Raw genomic sequence first — 16353 nt, 5'->3', positions numbered from 1 at the left:
TTCCCGTTGATGAAAAACCGGCGCGTTGACCGTTCAGGGTTTCTGGAGAGTGCGTTGCAGGTCGACCAGCATGGCCATGTCCTGATCGCTGTCCGCAAAGCGCTCGGCAATGAGATGGAATTGCTCGGCGTTGGCAAGAAAGGCATCACAGACGTCTGGGTCGAAGTGGCTCGCGCGCCCCTGCCGAATGATCTCCACGGCCTGTTCATGCGGCATTCCAGCCTTGTACACACGACGACTGATCAGCGCGTCATAGACATCCGCCACCGCCATCAATCGGGCACTCATCGGGATTTCTTCGCCAACCAGTCCCTGCGGGTAGCCGCTGCCATCCCACTTTTCCTGGTGGCTGTAGGCGATTTCCTTGGCCATGCGCAGAAAATCCACCGAAAGGCCCAACTGATCCTCGGCACGCTGGATGGCATCGCGCCCCAGGGTGGTGTGGGTTTTCATGATCTCGAATTCTTCCGGGGTGAAACGCCCCGGTTTAAGCAGGATGTGGTCAGGAATGCCGATCTTGCCGATATCGTGCAGCGGTGCCGACCTGAACAGCTGGCGGATGCTGTCATCGTTCAGGAACGGATTGAAACGCGGGTGATCGCGCAGCAGCTCGGCCAGCAGCCTGACGTAGTGTTGGGTACGACGGATGTGGTTGCCCGTCTCGTTATCGCGGGTTTCGGCCAGTGAAGCCATGGCCTGGATAGTGACGTCCTGAATGGCTATGACCTCACGGGTGCGGCGCTGGACTTCCTGTTCGAGGAAGTCATTCTGATCGCGTAGGAAGTCAGCCGCGGCCTTGATCTTCAGTTGGGTCTGCACCCGGGCCAGGACCAGTGGCGGACTGATCGGCTTGGTGATGTAGTCGACCGCGCCCAGCTCCAGGCCCTGGATTTCGTTTTCCATTGACGCCAGGGCGGTGAGGAAAATGATTGGAATCTGGCGGGTGCGCGGATCTTGTTGCAGCAGCCGGGCGACGTCATGCCCCGACAACCCTGGCATCATGATGTCGAGCAGGATCAGATCCGGCAGTGGATTGTTTTGCAGCACGCGCAACGCCGTTTCGCCGCTGTTGGCGGCCTTGACCCGATACCTGTCCTTGAGCAGGTCGGTCATCAGCATCAAGTTGTCTGGCGTGTCATCGACCACCAGAACGGTGGCTGCAGGATAAACATCCTGTTCAATTCCCATGTCTTTTGGCTCCGCTGTCCTATGAAGGATTGCGCACAGTCCCTCCATTGCAGACAAGCGTAGCTCTATTCATCGCAATTGCTGATGGAGAGCCAAGGCCGCTCAATAGCCGCCCTCGGAAAACACGGAATTGCGAAACGCCCGCTGAACGATTCAGCCAATCTGTTGCAACGACCGGTTGAATCCACAGCCGATAGCGACCGGTGAGCGTGGAAGATCGCTTGAGTCATTTCCCGCCCGGCGTATTACCTGTTTCGGGTTATGCGCCCTACGGCACTAGCGATGGTTGCGATAGCGTTCGGTCAAGGACTGCACGAGGGTGACGTAGGATTGCGTCTCGGCGTAGGGAGGCACGCCGTTGTACTCGGCCACGGACGCTTCGCCGGCGTTGTAACCTGCCAACGCCAGCACCTGGTTGCCGTTGAAACGCTTGAGCAGCCAGGCCAGGTAGCGCACGCCGCCACGAATGTTCTGTCGTGCGTCGAACGGATCGTCCACGGCGAAGCGCTCGGCGGTGGCGGGCATCAACTGCATCAGCCCTTGGGCGCCGGCTTCGGAAATGGCGTAGGGGCGAAACGCCGATTCGGCATGTATCACTGCGCGGACCAGCGCCCGATCGACACCATAAAGACCCGAAGCGGCTTCGATCTCCCGCCGATAGGATTGGGTGTCCAGGCGCAGTGAGGTGACCTTGAAATCCTTCGGCGCCCTGCACAGGTAGCAGCCCTTGATGTAATAGAGATCAATGACATCGACCCGTGCGGAAATCCCGACGGGGCGCCGGCTCACATATTGACGAACACCCCTGTGGATGAAGGTGAATACCCGAACCCGCACCGCGTCTGTGTTGTCGTCCCGCACAAACCGTGGCAGGGCCATTGCCTTGGTGCCGACACCGGCGCCGGCCATGCCATTGAGGCGAGTGCAGCGGGCGCTGGCGATGGCTTGGCTGGTGTAGCTGATGGCTCCGTCCCTGGCTTGGCACTTGTACATGGCGCTGGCGCACAGTGGAGCGACCAGCAAGGTCAGCCCGATGCAGCCAAGAAGGCTCTTGCGAGCCCATCGCCATGCTCTGCAACTCATCACATCGCTCCGCGCCGCAGGCGCCGATCAGGCCTGGGGCGGCTGGCCCGGGCGCTGCCTTTGGAGGGCCTGTTCCGGGTGACCCGCCTTTTGATTTGATAGTTATACGCCTTGTAATCGGCCTTGGGACTTGCGTTGACGTACGGGCTGCCGGCGACTCATGGTTGCCGGTCAGCATCGGCAGAAATTGGCCGATCGATGCCTGTCGCGAAGGACTGAAACCGGCCAAAAGCAGCACCCCAAAGCATCTATCAAACCGGGGACAATTCACTGTATCGTCGAATGGCTGTAGGCGAAGCGTTGACGACGTATCTCGCTTCGCCTATTCGAGAGATCTTTGACCAAACATGCGCGAGCTTTTAACAACTGGTCGGCTGTTGACCGCACAGTACAGCCCCCCGGCCAACACCAACCCCATCGCCCAACTAATGTCGGCGCCTAGCCAGTTCGCTACAAAGCCTGTGTAGAACGAGAGTTTCATGAAGGGAATCGTGCCGATTATCGAAACGGCATAGACCATGAGGGTTCGCCCGTTGAAGCGGGCGTAGCGGCCTTTAGGGTCGTACAGGTCACCTACTTCATAGTGGCCGCGACACACCCAGTAGTAATCAACCAGGTTGATCGCACTCCAGGGAATCAGCAAATACAACTGACCGATCAGAATATCCGCAAAAAACGTGTCAAAACGGTACTGGGTGGCTATGGCGATCAGGGTCGCAGCAACGGTCAAAATGGCCATCACCAATGCTTTTGCTGGAGCCGTGACGTATTTGAGCCCTCCAAAGGCTCCGAATATCGTGACCGAAGACATATAGGCGCTGTACAAGCAGAGTACGTTGTACTGGATGACGCCAAGCGCGATCACGCCCAGTACCAAAGGTGCCCACGGGCCAAACAACATGGCAATGGCGGTTGCAGGGTCGCGCTCAAGCGCTGCAGGTATCGCTACTGCCAGTAAAGCGCCTAATGCCATCATGGCAAAAGAGCCCAGTGCGCAACCACAATAGGTTGTCCAGAACGTGGCACGGGTGCTCACGTTCGCGGGGAGGTAACGCGAGTAGTCTGCCACGTAGGGGCCGTAACCTAAAGTCCAGGAGGCAGCCTGCGCTATGACCAGGTTAAAGGCCGCCAACGTAAAGCCCGTACCTGAGACGGTTGTTGATGCCGCGTCGCCGGGGTGCAGCAGGATCAAGGCCAGGGCGCTTGCAAACACCAAGGTAGATAACAGGCTCATCCACGCCCCCATACGGTGGATCAGCTCGTAGCCTATAAAACCAATGATGAAAGTCAGAATGCCGACCACCACAATGGCCTGGTCGTCGCTCATTGGCACCAGCGCCTTTAAGGCATCGCGCATCAAGACGCCACTGGCGGCAAGAAATAGCACCGCCGCCGTGACCATTACCAGCAGGGGGATCGCGGCGCCGTAAACACCGAACTGTGCCCGGCTCTGGATCATTTGTGGAACCCCCAAGTGAGGTCCCTGGGCGGAGTGCGCGGCCATGAACACGGTGCCGACCAGATTGCCAATCAGCAGGCCCAGCAATGTCCAGCCGAAGCTCAACCCCGAGGCGATACCCAGCGTACCGACCATCAAAGCGGTCACTTGGAAATTGGAACTGAACCAGATGGTGAACAACCGCCGTGGCGTTCCGTAACGTTCACTGTGAGGGACAAACTCGATACTACGCTTTTCCAGCTTCACGACCGCCTCCTGATTTATTTTTATGATTATCAGATAGGTATCGATAGCTTTTCGGCCCAGCTGCGAACGCCTCATAGCTAGTAGCGCCATACCCTCGCGTAAATTGCAGGCGTTTTCACACAGGCTGGACCCAGAGCTGCCTGTCGCAGTCACCCCTGAATAATCCAGCGATGCCAATAACAGCGTGTGTAGTAAGCCCAGCAGCAATTAATGAATTGAATTTAATAATGTAGTGATTTTGAGTTAACCAACGCCTGTTGCTCACTTCGTATATTCCAGCCACACGCCGGCTGATCTCCCTTCGAAGGCGCACGAAAATAAAAGGTGGAGTTGACGATGAACACTTACAAAATTGCAGCGGTTCCTGGTGACGGTATCGGCGTGGAGGTGATCGACGCGGGTGTTGAAGTGCTCAAGGCACTGGCCGAATGCCTGGGCACCTTTGCCCTGGACTTCAAGCACTTTGACTGGAACTCTGACAACTTCCTCAAAAACGGCCACTACATTCCCGAAGGTGGCCTGGAAGAACTCAAGACCTTCGATTCCATTTTCTTTGGCGCCGTGGGTGCGCTCAATGTGCCGGACCACGTCTCCCTCTGGGGCCTGCGCCTGCCGATCTGCCAAGGCTTCGACCAGTACGCCAACGTGCGTCCGGCTCGCGTGTTGCCGGGTGTAAAAAGCCCACTGAACAACGGCCACGAGATCGATTGGGTGGTGATCCGCGAAAACTCCGAAGGCGAGTACTCCGGCAACGGTGGCCGGGTGCATCGGGGCTTGCCGGAAGAGGTGGCCACCGAGGTGTCGGTGTTTACCCGTGTCGGTGTCGAGCGAATCCATCGCTTTGCCTTCGAGCTGGCGCGTACCCGGCCACGCAAGCACCTGACCATGGTCACCAAGTCCAATGCCCAGCGCCATGGCATGGTGCTGTGGGATGAGATTTTCTACGAAGTGGCGAAGGACTTCCCTGACGTGAAAATCGACAAGGAGCTGGTAGACGCCGTGACCACCCGCATGGTGCTTAAGCCATCCACCCTGGATGTGATCGTGGCCACCAACCTGCACGCCGACATTCTCTCGGACCTGGCTGCTGCGTTGTCGGGCAGCCTGGGCATCGCGCCCACCGCCAACCTGAACCCGGGCAAGAAATTCCCGTCGATGTTCGAGCCCATCCACGGCTCCGCCTTTGACATCACCGGCAAAGGCGTGGCCAACCCGATCGCGACCTTCTGGACCGCCGCCATGATGCTCGAACACCTGGGCGAGGTGCAGGCATCGCGTCAGTTGATGTCGGCCATCGAAGCCGTGACCGAGGCGGGCGTCCATACCCCCGACCTGGGCGGCACGGCCACCACTCGCCAGGTGACCGATGCAGTCATTGCGCTGCTGCGGCGTTAAACATTTTCCTTATCGTGCTATTGCGCCACGGGGGCCGGTCACTCGGACCGGACTCCCGGGCATTTCCTGACAACAATAAAAATTCAGGGTCCGCCATGAAACGCATACTCGGCAAACTCTATGTACAAGTACTCATCGCCGTCGTACTCGGTGCAATCGTCGGGGTGCTGTTTCCCGAAACAGGGACAGCGCTCAAACCCATCGGCGACGGCTTCATCAAACTGATCAAGATGCTCCTCGCCCCGGTGATTTTCCTGACGGTGGTCAGCGGCATCGCACGCATGGAAAACATGAAGGAACTGGGGCGCGTGGGCGTGCGCGCATTGCTCTACTTCGAAGTGGTGTCCACCTTGGCCCTGGCCATCGGCCTGATCGTGGTGGATGTGTTCAAGCCTGGTGCCGGCATGAACATCGACCCCAAGGCACTGGACACCTCCAGCATTGCCACCTACACCACCCAGGCACCGCACAATTCCTTCATGGATTTCATCCTGAGCATCATTCCGGACACCATCGTCGATGCTTTCGCCAAGGGGAATGTGCTGCAGATCCTGCTGTTCTCTATCCTGCTCGGCGTAGCCCTGGCCAATGCCGGCCCCCGCGCCAGGATCTTCATCGACGTCATCGACAGCCTCATGCGCGGCATGTTCAACATCGTCAATATGGTGATGCGTCTGGCGCCCCTCGGCGCGTTCGGGGCCATTGCTTTCACCATCGGTAAATACGGTTTCGGCTCGATGTTCTCGTTGGGCAAGTTGATGGCCTGTGTGTACCTGACCTGCGTGGTGTTCGTGATCTTCGTGCTGGGGCCGATCTGCCGCTACAGCGGGTTCAGCTTGTGGAAGTTCCTGCGCTACATCAAGGAAGAGCTGTTCACCGTACTGGGCACCAGTTCCTCGGAGTCGGTGCTGCCACAGATGATCACCAAAATGGAACAGGCAGGGTGCTCCAAGCCGGTGGCCGGCATGATGATTCCCGCCGGGCTGAGCTTCAATCCGGACGGCCAGGCCATCTACTACACCATCGCCGCCATCTTCATCGCTCAGGCGACCAACACGCCATTGACCTTGACCGACCAGTTGATTGTCCTGGCGGTGTTGATGTTCACCTCCAAGGGTTCGGCGGGGGTGAGTGGCTCGGGCTTCATCATCCTCGCCGCGACGCTGGCCTCCCTGGGCAACATTCCGGTGTCAGGCATGGTGCTGCTGCTGGGCGTCGATCGATTCATGTCCGAGGCCCGCGCCATCACCAATACCATCGGCAACGGGGTAGGGTGCCTGGCCATTGCGAAGTGGGTGGGGGCGCTGGATACAGCCCGGCTGAAACGGGTGCTCGATGGTGAAGAGCAGGTGGTGGAGGAGGTGGCAGCCGCCAAGGCCCCGAGCTTCACCTTGCAGCCTGAAAATGCCCATCCATTGGGTGGTGTGAAAACAGCCTCCCACATCTGATCGAAAGGTCGTCATTGAGCTGTCGATTTCCCCGTGGAGTCGACAGCATTTTTTTATCCGCGGTCTTCGATGTTATCGATCTGCTTGAAGCGTTCGATCAGAAAGTCGATCAGGCTGCGTACCCGGGCTGACAGGTGCAGTTGCTGCGGGTAGACCGCATACACGTCTGCGCGGGTGGGGGTATGGTCCTCCATCACCAGGCGCAGCCGCCCGCTGCGCACATAGCGGGCGATGTCCCACTCGGCGCGCAGCAGCACACCGTAACCCTCCAGCGCCCAGTTCAGGGCGACCTCACCGTCGTTGCAACCCAGGGCCCCGCGAACCTTGATGCTCTCGGTCCGCCCGCCGTTGTTGAAGTTCCATACACCGTAGGGGGATTCGTTCTGGCGAATGAAAATGCAGTTGTGGTTTTGCAGGTCGGAGAGTTTTTCCGGGGTCCCATGCTTATCCAGATAAATCGGCGAAGCGCACAGCAACCGCCGGTTTGAGGCAATCTTGCGGGCATGTAGCGCAGCGTCCGGCAGCGTGCCGAAGCGAATGCCCAAGTCGAAGCCGTGGGTGGCGAGATCCAGCGGGTGGTCACTGATTTCCAACTGGATTTCCACCTCCGGATAACGGGCGTAGAAAGCCGCCAGCGCAGGGCCGATATGCCGACGGCCGAAACCCAGTGAGGCGTTCACCCGGATCAGCCCCTTGGGCGTGGCGCGGCTGCTGCTGACCAGCTGCTCCATTTCGTCGACCTGGGTAAGAATGCGCGCGGTATGCGCGTAATACAGTTCACCCTCGGGGGTAAGGCTCATGGAGCGGGTCGTGCGGTTGACAAGCTGAACCCCCAGCCGTGCCTCCAGCGAAGCCAGGCGCTTACTGACGGCCGGTGGCGTCACGCCAAGCTCCCTGGCGGTGGCGACCAGGCTGCCCTGTTTAGCCAGCAGGAAGAAAAAACCCAAGTCCTGGGTGTTCGTCATTCATGACTCCAGATTAATTATCGCGTTGTTTTACGCTAAACCATCGCTTGCGTTTCAATACATATACTCCAGCCGATCCTGCGCGAAAAGCCTTTGTGTCCATGCGGTTTTCGCAGACGTGAGCGATTGGCCGGGCACGAGCCGTGAGGATCGCGGGCCTGGTTTTTACTGAGAGGAGGGTGATGCAAGGACGTGCGGTCCAGGCGTGGCAGGAAGGCTCAGGACATTGGCAGGAAAGGGTGTTGCTGAGGGCATTACATGGGATCGGGAAGCACAACCTGTGGCGAGGGAGCTTGCTCCCGTTGGGGCGCGCAGCGGCCCTGCTCTTTGTTTAAAAAAAACAGGGGGCTGCTGCGCAGCCCAACGGGAGCAAGCTCCCTCGCCACAGGTGATCTGTTCGTACTTGAGTGAACAGAATCACCCACCCGCGGATCATTTAATAAAGCGTACCTGGGCGTTGATCTTCTCGATGATCGACCCTTTGCGTTCGTTGAAGCGCACCTTGTTCTGTTCGAAGAGGTTGTTGCCCTTGGTGTCGATGGAAATGATCAGTGGGCCGAACTCGCGTACCCGGTTCACCCAAAGGGTTTCCGGCATGCCCAGGTCCTGCCACTCGGCGCGCTCGATTTCCTCCACCTTGGTGGCGGCCAATACCGCGCAACCACCCGGGAACACCGCATGCACCGCCTTGTTTTCCAGGCAGCCAGCGGTTGTTTCAGGCCCCATGCCGCCTTTGCCGATGATCAGTTTGACCCCGGTTTGTTCGATGAACTGCTTCTCGAATTTTTCCATGCGCATGCTGGTGGTCGGCCCGATGGACACCATCTCGAAGTTGCCATCATCTTTCTTGCGCACAATGGGGCCGGCATGGAAAATCGCGCCACCGCGCAGGTCTACCGGCAGCTCGCGCTTGAGCTCGATCAGGCGACGGTGCGCCACATCACGGCAGGTCACCAGTTGGCCTGTGAGGTACACCACGTCACCGACGTTCAGACCGGCCAGGTCCTCGTCCTTGATAGGGGTATTAAGGACTTTGATCACAGTACTACTCCTTCATGGGAGAGGATGTCGTAGGACAGGTCGGCGTTGATGCGGATCTTTCCGCGCCGATGCGCCCAGCAACCGGTGGACACGGCCACGCCAATGGTGGAAGGGTGACGCGCCGATGACTCGATGTTCACCCCCATCACACTGCTGTTACCGGTCAGGCCCTGCGGGCCGATGCCCACCTCGTTCAACCCTTCCTCCAGTAATTGCTCCATGAGTGCCGCGCTTTCGTTCGGGTGGCTGGAGTCCACCGGGCGCAGAATCGCCCGCTTGGACAAACGGGCAGCCGTCTCCACCGACGTCGAGACGCCCACGCCAACCAACAGTGGCGGGCAGGCATTGACGCCGCGCGACGTAATGACGTCAAAGACAAACTCGGTGATGCCTTCATAACCCTGACCGGGCATCAACACCTTCGCCGAGCCAGGCAACGTGCAACCGCCACCGGCCATGTACACATCGATCAATGCATAGTCGGCATCCGGAATGATCTCCCAGTCCAGCCACGGAATCTTCGAGCCAGTGTTGGTGCCGGTGTTCTTCTCGATAAAGGTCTCCACTGCGTTATGGCGCAGGGGACCCTTGATGGTGGCCTCGCGCGTGGCGTTTTCGAGGATGCTCTCCAGCTCGCCCAACAGCGGGAACCGGGCGCCAGCGCTGATGAAGTACTGAATCACCCCGGTGTCCTGACAGCTGGGCCGATCCAGCTTGTCGGCGTAGTCCTGGTTCTCGGCCATGGAGTCATAGACAGCAATGGCCAATGGATTGGTTTCCGCTGCGCGCAACTGGGCAGTCTTTTTCTTCACGTCGGTGGGCAGGCGCTTGCCGATATAGGCCGTGAACTTGGCCATCACATCAGTCAGCGAATCAACGGCTGAGTCTTTATCCACTTTGATTTCCTCACTGCATCTCAAGGCTTGTTTTTTTGTTTGGAGCTTTTGGTTGTGCAAAAGGACGCCGGCATGCCCAAGGGGCAATTCCATATGAAAGATGTGGTTAAGGCGCTGAATTAAAATTATCAGCTGAGCTAAAAGGATTGAATGGGGTCGTGGTTATTACACTGTTTACTTAAAGTTAATTATCGGGAGTGAAGTCGAGAGACGGATTGCTGGGTTGGAAAGACGCGTGAAATGGCTTTGGACGAGGGATGTGAATCGGGCATGGGGGAGTAGGTGAGAACCGGGCATCTCAACAGTGGGTATCGATTTTGATGGATTGCATTTGATCGGAAACGGACGACGGCTCAGGGGTGTGAGGTGTTGCGAGTAGGTCAGGAGGGGATGGCTTCTTCGGTTTAATTCCATGAAGCATTGCGGGTGGCCTGAATGGCTGCCACTGGCTGCTTTCTGCCTGTGGCGGCCGGCTGAAAACGACCGGTCATTCGTGACGGGCAGAAAACGGCCAAAATCTTCCCGTCACAACAGACCGGAAATGGCCCAAAGCTCTCATCGTAAGTCCACAAAAGGAGGGCATGTTTTCGCTGTTTTCAGCGTCGCGCAGACAGCTGTTGCGGCGCCAGAAATGCATCGTGGAAATAGTTACGAAACGCCTGCATCGCCGGGCTGAATTCGCGCTCGCGATGCCACGCCAGTCCGACACTCATCGGCGTCACCTTGTCGGTGACTGTCAGGGTTTCGATGCGTTTTCCTTCCAGTGACCAGGGGCGGTGCACCAGGTCCGAGAGGATTGCCACGCCGCTGCCATTGGCGACCATGCTGCGCACCGCTTCGACTGAACTGGTACGCACCCGCACGTTTGGCTGCTGATGCGCATGTTCCCAGTAGCGCATGGCGCTTTGTTCGGCTTCGTCGACGGTCAGCAGGATGTAGGGCTCTTTTGCGACGTCGGCGAGGCTGACGGCCGAGCGTTCGCATAGCGGATGATGGCTGGGCAACCAGAGCCGACGCTCGGAATTGAAGAGGATTTCCGAGACGATGTCCGGGTGCGTCAGGTTCGCGGTCAGCACCACTGCCATGTCGAAGCGACCCTCCAGCAGGCCTTCCTCGATGGCCGTGCGCTCCTGTTCGTGGACCTCGATTGCCACGTCCGGGTGCCAGTGTTCAAGGCGTTGCAGGTGGTGCGGCAGGAAGTACCCGATCACCGTGTAACTCGCTGCCAATCGCAACAGGCCACTGGCGCGAATGTCCGGCAGCGGGCTGTTCAACGCGTCATCGACGCTGCGCAGAATCACATAGGCACGATTGAGAAAGTGCCGACCGGCATCGGTCAGGCTCATGCCCTGGGCCGAGCGCTGGAACAACAGTGTGCCGAGAATCCCCTCCAGTTCCTTGATCGCGGTGGTCACCGCCGACTGGGAAATATTCAAATGAATCGCGGCTTGCGAGATTTGCCCGATTTCGGCCGTAGCGACGAAATAGCGGACCTGGCGCAGGGTCAGTGACATGAAAACTCCGGACGAAGTATCTGTTTTTCAGAAGATGGCCTATCTGATAATAGATCTTCCCAAGGGGGTGGCTGGAATTTAACGTGGTCTGCATGAAGTCACAAGCGTCAGGAGCAAGCGTCATGCAGGCAGTAGATTTCAACTCGGACATGGGCGAAGGCTTCGGTCCATGGACCATCGGCGACGGCGTCGACAATGAACTGATGGCCTTCATCAGCTCGGCCAACATCGCCACCGGTTTTCATGCCGGCGATCCCGGCACCATGCGTCGCACGGTCGAACGGGCGAAAAGCCTGGGCGTGGCCATCGGCGCGCATCCAGGGTTTCGCGACCTGGTCGGTTTTGGCCGCCGACATATCAATGCCCCGGCGCAGGAACTGGTCGACGACATGCTTTACCAGTTGGGTGCCTTGCGTGAACTCGCCCGGGTTCAAGGCGTGGCGCTGCAACACATCAAACCCCATGGCGCGTTGTACATGCACCTGGCCCGGGACGAGGAAGCCGCCCGTTTGCTGGTGGAGAACCTGCAGCGCCTGGAGCCTGAGTTGCTGCTGTATTGCATGCCCGACTCGGTGATCTGGCGCGTCGCCAAAGAGTTGGGGCAACCGGTGATTCGCGAGTTCTATGCCGACCGCGAATACGACTTGAGCGGCTCCATCGTCTTCACCCGCAACGTGCGCGCCTACGACCCTGCCCAGGTGGCAGCACGTGTGCTGCGGGCCTGCCAGGAAGGTGTGGTGCGCACGGTCGAAGGTGAAGACCTGGCGATTGAATTCGACTCCATTTGTTTGCACAGCGACACCCCTGGTGCTCTGTCGTTGGTTGAGGCCACACGCAGAGCGCTGGATAACGCCGGGATCAAGGTTCGCGCTCCGCGCTGAAGCTGGACGAATGACCCGGCACACAGACGCCAGGGATTGAATACCGACTCATTTTTGCCTGCCTTTCTACAACTATTCCAAAAGGAACAGACATGGCCGAACACACTGTCATCACCCCATTGCCAGGAACCTTCTATCGCAAAGCCACACCTGAATCGGCGAACTACGTCGAGGTCGGCGCGCAAGTCAGCGCCGACACGGTGATTGGCCTGATCGAGGTCATGAAGCAGTTTTCCGAACTGACCGCCGGGACGGCCGGTCGCCTCAACGCCTTCCTGGTAGAAGACGGTGATCCGGTGGAGCCGGGTCAGGTCATCGCAACACTCGACGACGAGTGAGGGCACGATCATGACTCAAGGCATTCGTAAATTACTGATCGCCAACCGCGGCGAGATTGCCGTGCGGATTATCCGTGCCGCCAGGGAGCTGGGGATTCCCACCGTTGCTGCGTGCAGCGAAGCGGACGTCGATTCCCAGGCGGCGCGCATGGCCGACGAGGTGCACATTCTCGGCCCGGCACGCGCCGATAAAAGTTACCTGAACGTCGAGGCATTACTGGGAGCCTTGAAAGCTACGGGCGCCAACGCGGTCCATCCGGGATATGGTTTTCTCTCGGAGAGCGCCGATTTCGCCGAAGCGGTGCTCGCGGCCGGTGCCATTTTCGTTGGACCAAGCCCCGATACCATCCGCCGCATGGGCGACAAGGCCGAGGCGCGGCGTACTGCGCAGGAGGCCGGCGTACCGGTGGTGCCGGGTTCGCCCGGTGAACTGTTCGACGTCGCGTCGGCGCTCGAGGCTGCCGAATCGGTCGGCTATCCACTGTTGATCAAGGCTTCGGCCGGTGGCGGCGGGCGCGGTATTCGGCTGGCGGAAAACGCCGAGCAACTGAGCGAAGAATTTCCCCGTTCCCAGCGCGAGGCACAGGCAGCATTCGGCAACGGCGCGGTGTATCTGGAGCGGTTTATCAGCCGCGCCCGGCACATCGAAGTACAGGTGTTGGGCGATGGACAGCACGCCGTGCATTTGTTCGAGCGCGAATGTTCGTTGCAACGACGTCGGCAGAAGATCTTTGAAGAAGCACCGTCGCCGGCCCTCGATCCGCAGCAGCGCGAGACGCTTTGCACCAGCGCCGTACGCTTGGCCGAGTCGCTGGGCTACAAGGGCGCCGGCACCCTGGAATACCTGTACGACGATGCCACCGGCGAGTTTTTCTTTATCGAGATGAACACGCGGATTCAGGTTGAGCACCCGGTCAGCGAGCTGATCACCGGTATTGACCTGGTTCAGGCCATGTTGCGCATTGCCGGTGGTGAGCCGCTGGGCTTCAAGCAAAGCGACATCCAGCTCCAAGGTGCCGCGTTGCAAATGCGCCTGAATGCCGAGGACCCGGCACGGGATTTCTTCCCCAGCCCCGGTCTGGTCGAATCGTTGATCTGGCCGCAAGGCAAGGGCGTTCGCGTTGACACCCATCTCTATCAAGGTTACCGCGTGCCGCCGTACTATGACTCGCTGCTGGCCAAGCTGATTGTCCATGGCTGTGATCGTGCCGAGGCCCTGGCTCGCGCACGGGTGGCAGTAGAGCAAACCACGCTCACCGGCATGGCCAACACCTTGGCGCTGCACGGAGAATTGCTGGAACAACCGTGGCTGCACAGCGCCGACTTTCACACCGGCACCCTGGAAACCTGGCTGGCCGAGCGCCGCAGCGGAGGTGAAGCATGAGTACTCCCATCCGCTACAGCTTTGGCGCCGATGAGCATTTGTTTGCCGAAGTCAGCGACAGCATGTCCCTGGACGCGTTCTTCAAAGGACTGGCCGTCACCCGCGCCGTGGAACGGCTGACGCTGGATGGCGTGCTCGATATCTGCCTGGCCAACGCCTCATTCCAGATTCGTTTCGACCCGGATCGCATCGCCCCTCACACCTTGCTCGAAGCGGTAAAAATCGCCGAGGCCGGAGCCGTTGCCGAGCGCACTTTGCAGACGCGGATTATCGAGATTCCGGTGCTCTACAACGATCCCTGGACCCACGAAACCCTGATGCGTTTTCGCGACCGCCATCAAGACCCGAGCGCCACGGACCTGGAATACGCCGCACGAATCAACGGTCTGGCCGACGTCGATGCATTCATCGCGGCCCACAGTGGCGCGCCGTGGTTTGTCTCGATGGTCGGCTTCGTTGCCGGGCTGCCGTTCATGTTCCAGATGGTCGAGCGCGAGCGTCAGTTGCAGGTGCCCAAGTACCTGCGTCCGCGCACCGACACACCGAAATTGACCCTTGGTCACGGCGGTTGCTTTGGTTGCATTTACTCGGTGCGCGGCGCCGGCGGTTATCAGATGTTTGGCGTCACGCCCGCGCCGATCTACGACCCGCAACAGAACCTCGCGTACCTGAAAGAACACATGGTGTTTTTCCGTCCAGGCGACATCGTGCAGTTCAAACCGATGGACCGTGAAGCCTACGACCACGCGGTGGCCGAAGTGGAAGCCGGTTGTTTTGATCTGCGGATTCGGCCAGTGGAGTTTTCGCTGGACGCGTTCCTCGCCGATCCCGTTGGCTATCCCAAGTCGTTGCAGGAGGTGTTGGCATGATCAAGGTCCTCAAACCCGGCCTCGCCACTTCGGTACAAGACCTGGGCCGCGAAGGGTATTACCACTTGGGCATTCCGCCATCCGGCGCGCTGGATCAATACGCCTTGAGCGCGGCCAATCAACTGGTCGGCAACCCGGCAGGTTTGGCGGCGCTGGAATGCACGCTGCTCGGGCCTGAGTTGGAGTTTCAGCAGGATGCATTGGTGGCGGTCAGCGGCGCGCACATGACGCCACGGGTCGATGGCGTGGAAATGCACCACGACACCGCGTTCATGGTGAAAGCCGGGCAAGTACTGCGCTTTGACTTTCCCAAGGCCGGTGCTCGTGCCTACGTGGCGGTGGCTGGCGGCATTGATGTGCCGGTGGTGCTCGGCAGTCGCTCCACCTATGCGCTGGGCGCGCTCGGCGGTTTTCAGGGGCGACGCCTGATTGCAGGCGACGAATTGCCGGTGGGCATCGCCAGTGGCAGGAGCCGCGCCGGGGCCAGTTTGCCCATGGCGTTACGGCAATCATTGGGTGGCGAAATCACCCTGCGGGTGGTGCCCGGCTTGTACTACCACCGCTTGACCGAATCGGCGGCGAAGAGCTTTTTCGCCGAGCCGTGGACGGTCGGTTCGGAAGCCGACCGCATCGGCTATCGCTTCAAGGGCGGTAGTGCGCTGAGCTTTCAGCCCCGGGAGCAGCCGTTCGGTGCCGGTTCTGATCCGTCGAACATCGTCGACAGTTGCTACCCGATCGGTTCGATCCAGGTGCCCGCCGGGCTCGAACCCATCGCGCTGCACCGTGATGCGGTGTCCGGTGGCGGCTACGCGATGATTGGCACGGTGATCAGCGCCGACCTCGATTTGATCGGCCAGATGCAACCCAACCAGAAGGCCCGCTTTGTCGCGGTAACCCTCGAAGAGGCGCTGGAAGCGCGACGTTCCTATAAGAAAAAACTCAGCTGCCTGAGCAAGCTGTTCCCTTCCTGATTCTGCCCGCCGTCTAGCGCGGGCCATGCCAAACGGTACGCCAACGCCGCACTTCGGTGCGGTGACGGCTGCCCGCGCTTCAACCTTTGACTGGTTTTGGAGTTCACGCATATGGCTGCTTTATCGCAATCGAGTCAAACCGGGCAAGACCCGGCGCATCATCCTGTTCCCACCGAAGCGCGCATGGGGCGACTGTCCCTGACCATGGCCTGGTGGGCGGTGTGCAGTGCAATGTTTTACATCGTGGTGGGTGCTTCATTGGCGTTGTCGTTCGGTGCGCGCAATGCGCTGATCGGCATGGTCCTGTCGGTGATCAGTTATGGACTGGTCAACAGCGTGCTCAGCCGCTTTGCGATTCGCAGTGGTTTGTCGGTGGCGTTGTTTTCACGGCTGTTGTTCGGCAGCACCGGGGCGTGCCTGGCGACATTGATTTTCTTCTCGACCGCGATCTATTACGCGGTGTTCGAAGGTTCGGTGATCGCCGTCGCGCTCAATCACCTGTACCCGGAACTGGTCTATCCGCTGGCGGCATTGGTGGTGGTGCTCTACAGCGTGCCGATGATCCTGGGCAGCGTGCAGCACTGGCTGGACAAGCTCAACGGTGTGTTGCTGCCGGTGTATCTCGGTGGTTTGCTGGTGGCGGTGGGGCTATCGATCAGCCGTTATGGCTAAAAA

14 protein-coding genes and 1 pseudogene are annotated in these 16353 nt (G+C 59.4%); 8 read left to right on the top strand and 7 right to left on the bottom strand.

Going from position 1 to position 16353, the window contains the following annotated elements; all coding sequences use genetic code 11:
• Nucleotides 1–33 precede the first annotated feature (33 nt).
• The 3 genes from PMI26_RS19930 to PMI26_RS19940 all read right to left on the bottom strand — a co-directional run bounded on the left by PMI26_RS19930 (nucleotide 34) and on the right by PMI26_RS19940 (nucleotide 3976).
• Nucleotides 34–1188: a response regulator gene (locus PMI26_RS19930; protein ID WP_007972990.1), complete on the bottom strand. Its 1155-nt coding sequence runs from the start codon at nucleotides 1186–1188 to the stop codon at nucleotides 34–36.
• A gap of 276 nt (nucleotides 1189–1464) precedes the next feature.
• The gene (locus PMI26_RS19935) at nucleotides 1465–2271 is read right to left on the bottom strand and encodes a lytic transglycosylase domain-containing protein (protein ID WP_007972989.1); all 807 of its coding nucleotides are present in this window, start codon (nucleotides 2269–2271) and stop codon (nucleotides 1465–1467) included.
• A gap of 322 nt (nucleotides 2272–2593) precedes the next feature.
• Nucleotides 2594–3976, bottom strand: coding sequence for a purine-cytosine permease family protein (locus PMI26_RS19940; RefSeq protein WP_007972986.1), 1383 nt, complete (start codon nucleotides 3974–3976; stop codon nucleotides 2594–2596).
• A gap of 336 nt (nucleotides 3977–4312) precedes the next feature.
• Between PMI26_RS19940 and PMI26_RS19945 the strand changes: the two genes are divergently transcribed.
• Both PMI26_RS19945 and PMI26_RS19950 read left to right on the top strand, forming a co-directional pair.
• Entirely contained in the window at nucleotides 4313–5371 is a 1059-nt protein-coding gene (locus PMI26_RS19945; RefSeq protein ID WP_007972984.1) for a tartrate dehydrogenase, read from the top strand.
• Nucleotides 5372–5466: 95 nt separating this feature from the next.
• Nucleotides 5467–6819, top strand: a complete 1353-nt coding sequence (locus tag PMI26_RS19950) for a dicarboxylate/amino acid:cation symporter (protein ID WP_007972982.1) — start codon at nucleotides 5467–5469, stop codon at nucleotides 6817–6819.
• 53 nt (nucleotides 6820–6872) lie between these two features.
• Here the strand turns inward: PMI26_RS19950 and PMI26_RS19955 are convergent, their stop codons facing one another.
• The 4 genes from PMI26_RS19955 to PMI26_RS19970 all read right to left on the bottom strand — a co-directional run bounded on the left by PMI26_RS19955 (nucleotide 6873) and on the right by PMI26_RS19970 (nucleotide 11235).
• Nucleotides 6873–7784, bottom strand: a complete 912-nt coding sequence (locus tag PMI26_RS19955) for a LysR family transcriptional regulator (RefSeq protein ID WP_007972980.1) — start codon at nucleotides 7782–7784, stop codon at nucleotides 6873–6875.
• A 432-nt stretch (nucleotides 7785–8216) separates the two neighbouring features.
• The gene (gene ttdB / locus PMI26_RS19960) at nucleotides 8217–8825 is read right to left on the bottom strand and encodes a L(+)-tartrate dehydratase subunit beta (RefSeq protein ID WP_007972978.1); all 609 of its coding nucleotides are present in this window, start codon (nucleotides 8823–8825) and stop codon (nucleotides 8217–8219) included.
• Nucleotides 8822–9721: a L(+)-tartrate dehydratase subunit alpha gene (gene ttdA, locus PMI26_RS19965; protein WP_008004557.1), complete on the bottom strand. Its 900-nt coding sequence runs from the start codon at nucleotides 9719–9721 to the stop codon at nucleotides 8822–8824. The genes ttdB and ttdA overlap by 4 nt, the downstream gene beginning before the upstream one ends.
• Nucleotides 9722–10317: 596 nt before the next feature.
• Nucleotides 10318–11235 (bottom strand): LysR family transcriptional regulator, encoded by a 918-nt coding sequence (locus PMI26_RS19970; RefSeq protein WP_007972975.1) that lies wholly within the window; start codon nucleotides 11233–11235, stop codon nucleotides 10318–10320.
• Between the two features lie 122 nt (nucleotides 11236–11357).
• On the opposite strand from PMI26_RS19970, the gene PMI26_RS19975 reads away from it, so the two are divergent.
• The 6 genes and pseudogenes from PMI26_RS19975 to PMI26_RS20000 form a co-directional block, all read left to right on the top strand.
• Nucleotides 11358–12116 (top strand): 5-oxoprolinase subunit PxpA, encoded by a 759-nt coding sequence (locus PMI26_RS19975; RefSeq protein ID WP_007972974.1) that lies wholly within the window; start codon nucleotides 11358–11360, stop codon nucleotides 12114–12116.
• A gap of 92 nt (nucleotides 12117–12208) precedes the next feature.
• On the top strand, nucleotides 12209–12454 hold the full coding sequence (locus PMI26_RS19980) for an acetyl-CoA carboxylase (RefSeq protein ID WP_007972973.1): 246 nt from the start codon (nucleotides 12209–12211) through the stop codon (nucleotides 12452–12454).
• Between the two features lie 10 nt (nucleotides 12455–12464).
• Nucleotides 12465–13838 carry an acetyl-CoA carboxylase biotin carboxylase subunit gene (locus tag PMI26_RS19985; RefSeq protein ID WP_007972972.1) on the top strand — a complete coding sequence of 458 codons (1374 nt, stop codon included), beginning with the start codon at nucleotides 12465–12467 and terminating at the stop codon, nucleotides 13836–13838.
• On the top strand, nucleotides 13835–14707 hold the full coding sequence (locus PMI26_RS19990; RefSeq protein WP_007972971.1) for a 5-oxoprolinase subunit B family protein: 873 nt from the start codon (nucleotides 13835–13837) through the stop codon (nucleotides 14705–14707). Before PMI26_RS19985 ends, PMI26_RS19990 begins: the two co-directional genes overlap by 4 nt.
• Nucleotides 14704–15678 (top strand): biotin-dependent carboxyltransferase family protein, encoded by a 975-nt coding sequence (locus PMI26_RS19995; protein ID WP_007972970.1) that lies wholly within the window; start codon nucleotides 14704–14706, stop codon nucleotides 15676–15678. Before PMI26_RS19990 ends, PMI26_RS19995 begins: the two co-directional genes overlap by 4 nt.
• Nucleotides 15679–15789: 111 nt before the next feature.
• Nucleotides 15790–16347, top strand: a pseudogene (locus PMI26_RS20000) (allantoin permease); the annotation flags it as partial.
• Nucleotides 16348–16353 lie beyond the last annotated feature (6 nt).

This window comes from Pseudomonas sp. GM33, assembly GCF_000282295.1.
Lineage (GTDB): Bacteria > Pseudomonadota > Gammaproteobacteria > Pseudomonadales > Pseudomonadaceae > Aquipseudomonas > Aquipseudomonas laurylsulfatiphila.
The sequence above is the reverse complement of the archived record's forward strand: the minus strand, read 5'-3'. Positions and strand labels throughout refer to the sequence as shown.

What these genes read in the sequence shown, in the direction of transcription:
- PMI26_RS19945 (WP_007972984.1), top strand. Translation starts at nt 4,313, where the DNA reads ATGAACACTTACAAAATTGCAGCGGTTCCTGGTGACGGTATCGGCGTG.
- PMI26_RS19980 (WP_007972973.1), top strand. Translation starts at nt 12,209, where the DNA reads ATGGCCGAACACACTGTCATCACCCCATTGCCAGGAACCTTCTATCGC.
- PMI26_RS19995 (WP_007972970.1), top strand. Translation starts at nt 14,704, where the DNA reads ATGATCAAGGTCCTCAAACCCGGCCTCGCCACTTCGGTACAAGACCTG.
- PMI26_RS19975 (WP_007972974.1), top strand. Translation starts at nt 11,358, where the DNA reads ATGCAGGCAGTAGATTTCAACTCGGACATGGGCGAAGGCTTCGGTCCA.
- PMI26_RS19955 (WP_007972980.1), bottom strand. Translation starts at nt 7,784, where the DNA reads ATGACGAACACCCAGGACTTGGGTTTTTTCTTCCTGCTGGCTAAACAG.
- PMI26_RS19950 (WP_007972982.1), top strand. Translation starts at nt 5,467, where the DNA reads ATGAAACGCATACTCGGCAAACTCTATGTACAAGTACTCATCGCCGTC.
- PMI26_RS19985 (WP_007972972.1), top strand. Translation starts at nt 12,465, where the DNA reads ATGACTCAAGGCATTCGTAAATTACTGATCGCCAACCGCGGCGAGATT.
- PMI26_RS19990 (WP_007972971.1), top strand. Translation starts at nt 13,835, where the DNA reads ATGAGTACTCCCATCCGCTACAGCTTTGGCGCCGATGAGCATTTGTTT.
- PMI26_RS19930 (WP_007972990.1), bottom strand. Translation starts at nt 1,188, where the DNA reads ATGGGAATTGAACAGGATGTTTATCCTGCAGCCACCGTTCTGGTGGTC.
- PMI26_RS19935 (WP_007972989.1), bottom strand. Translation starts at nt 2,271, where the DNA reads ATGAGTTGCAGAGCATGGCGATGGGCTCGCAAGAGCCTTCTTGGCTGC.
- PMI26_RS19970 (WP_007972975.1), bottom strand. Translation starts at nt 11,235, where the DNA reads ATGTCACTGACCCTGCGCCAGGTCCGCTATTTCGTCGCTACGGCCGAA.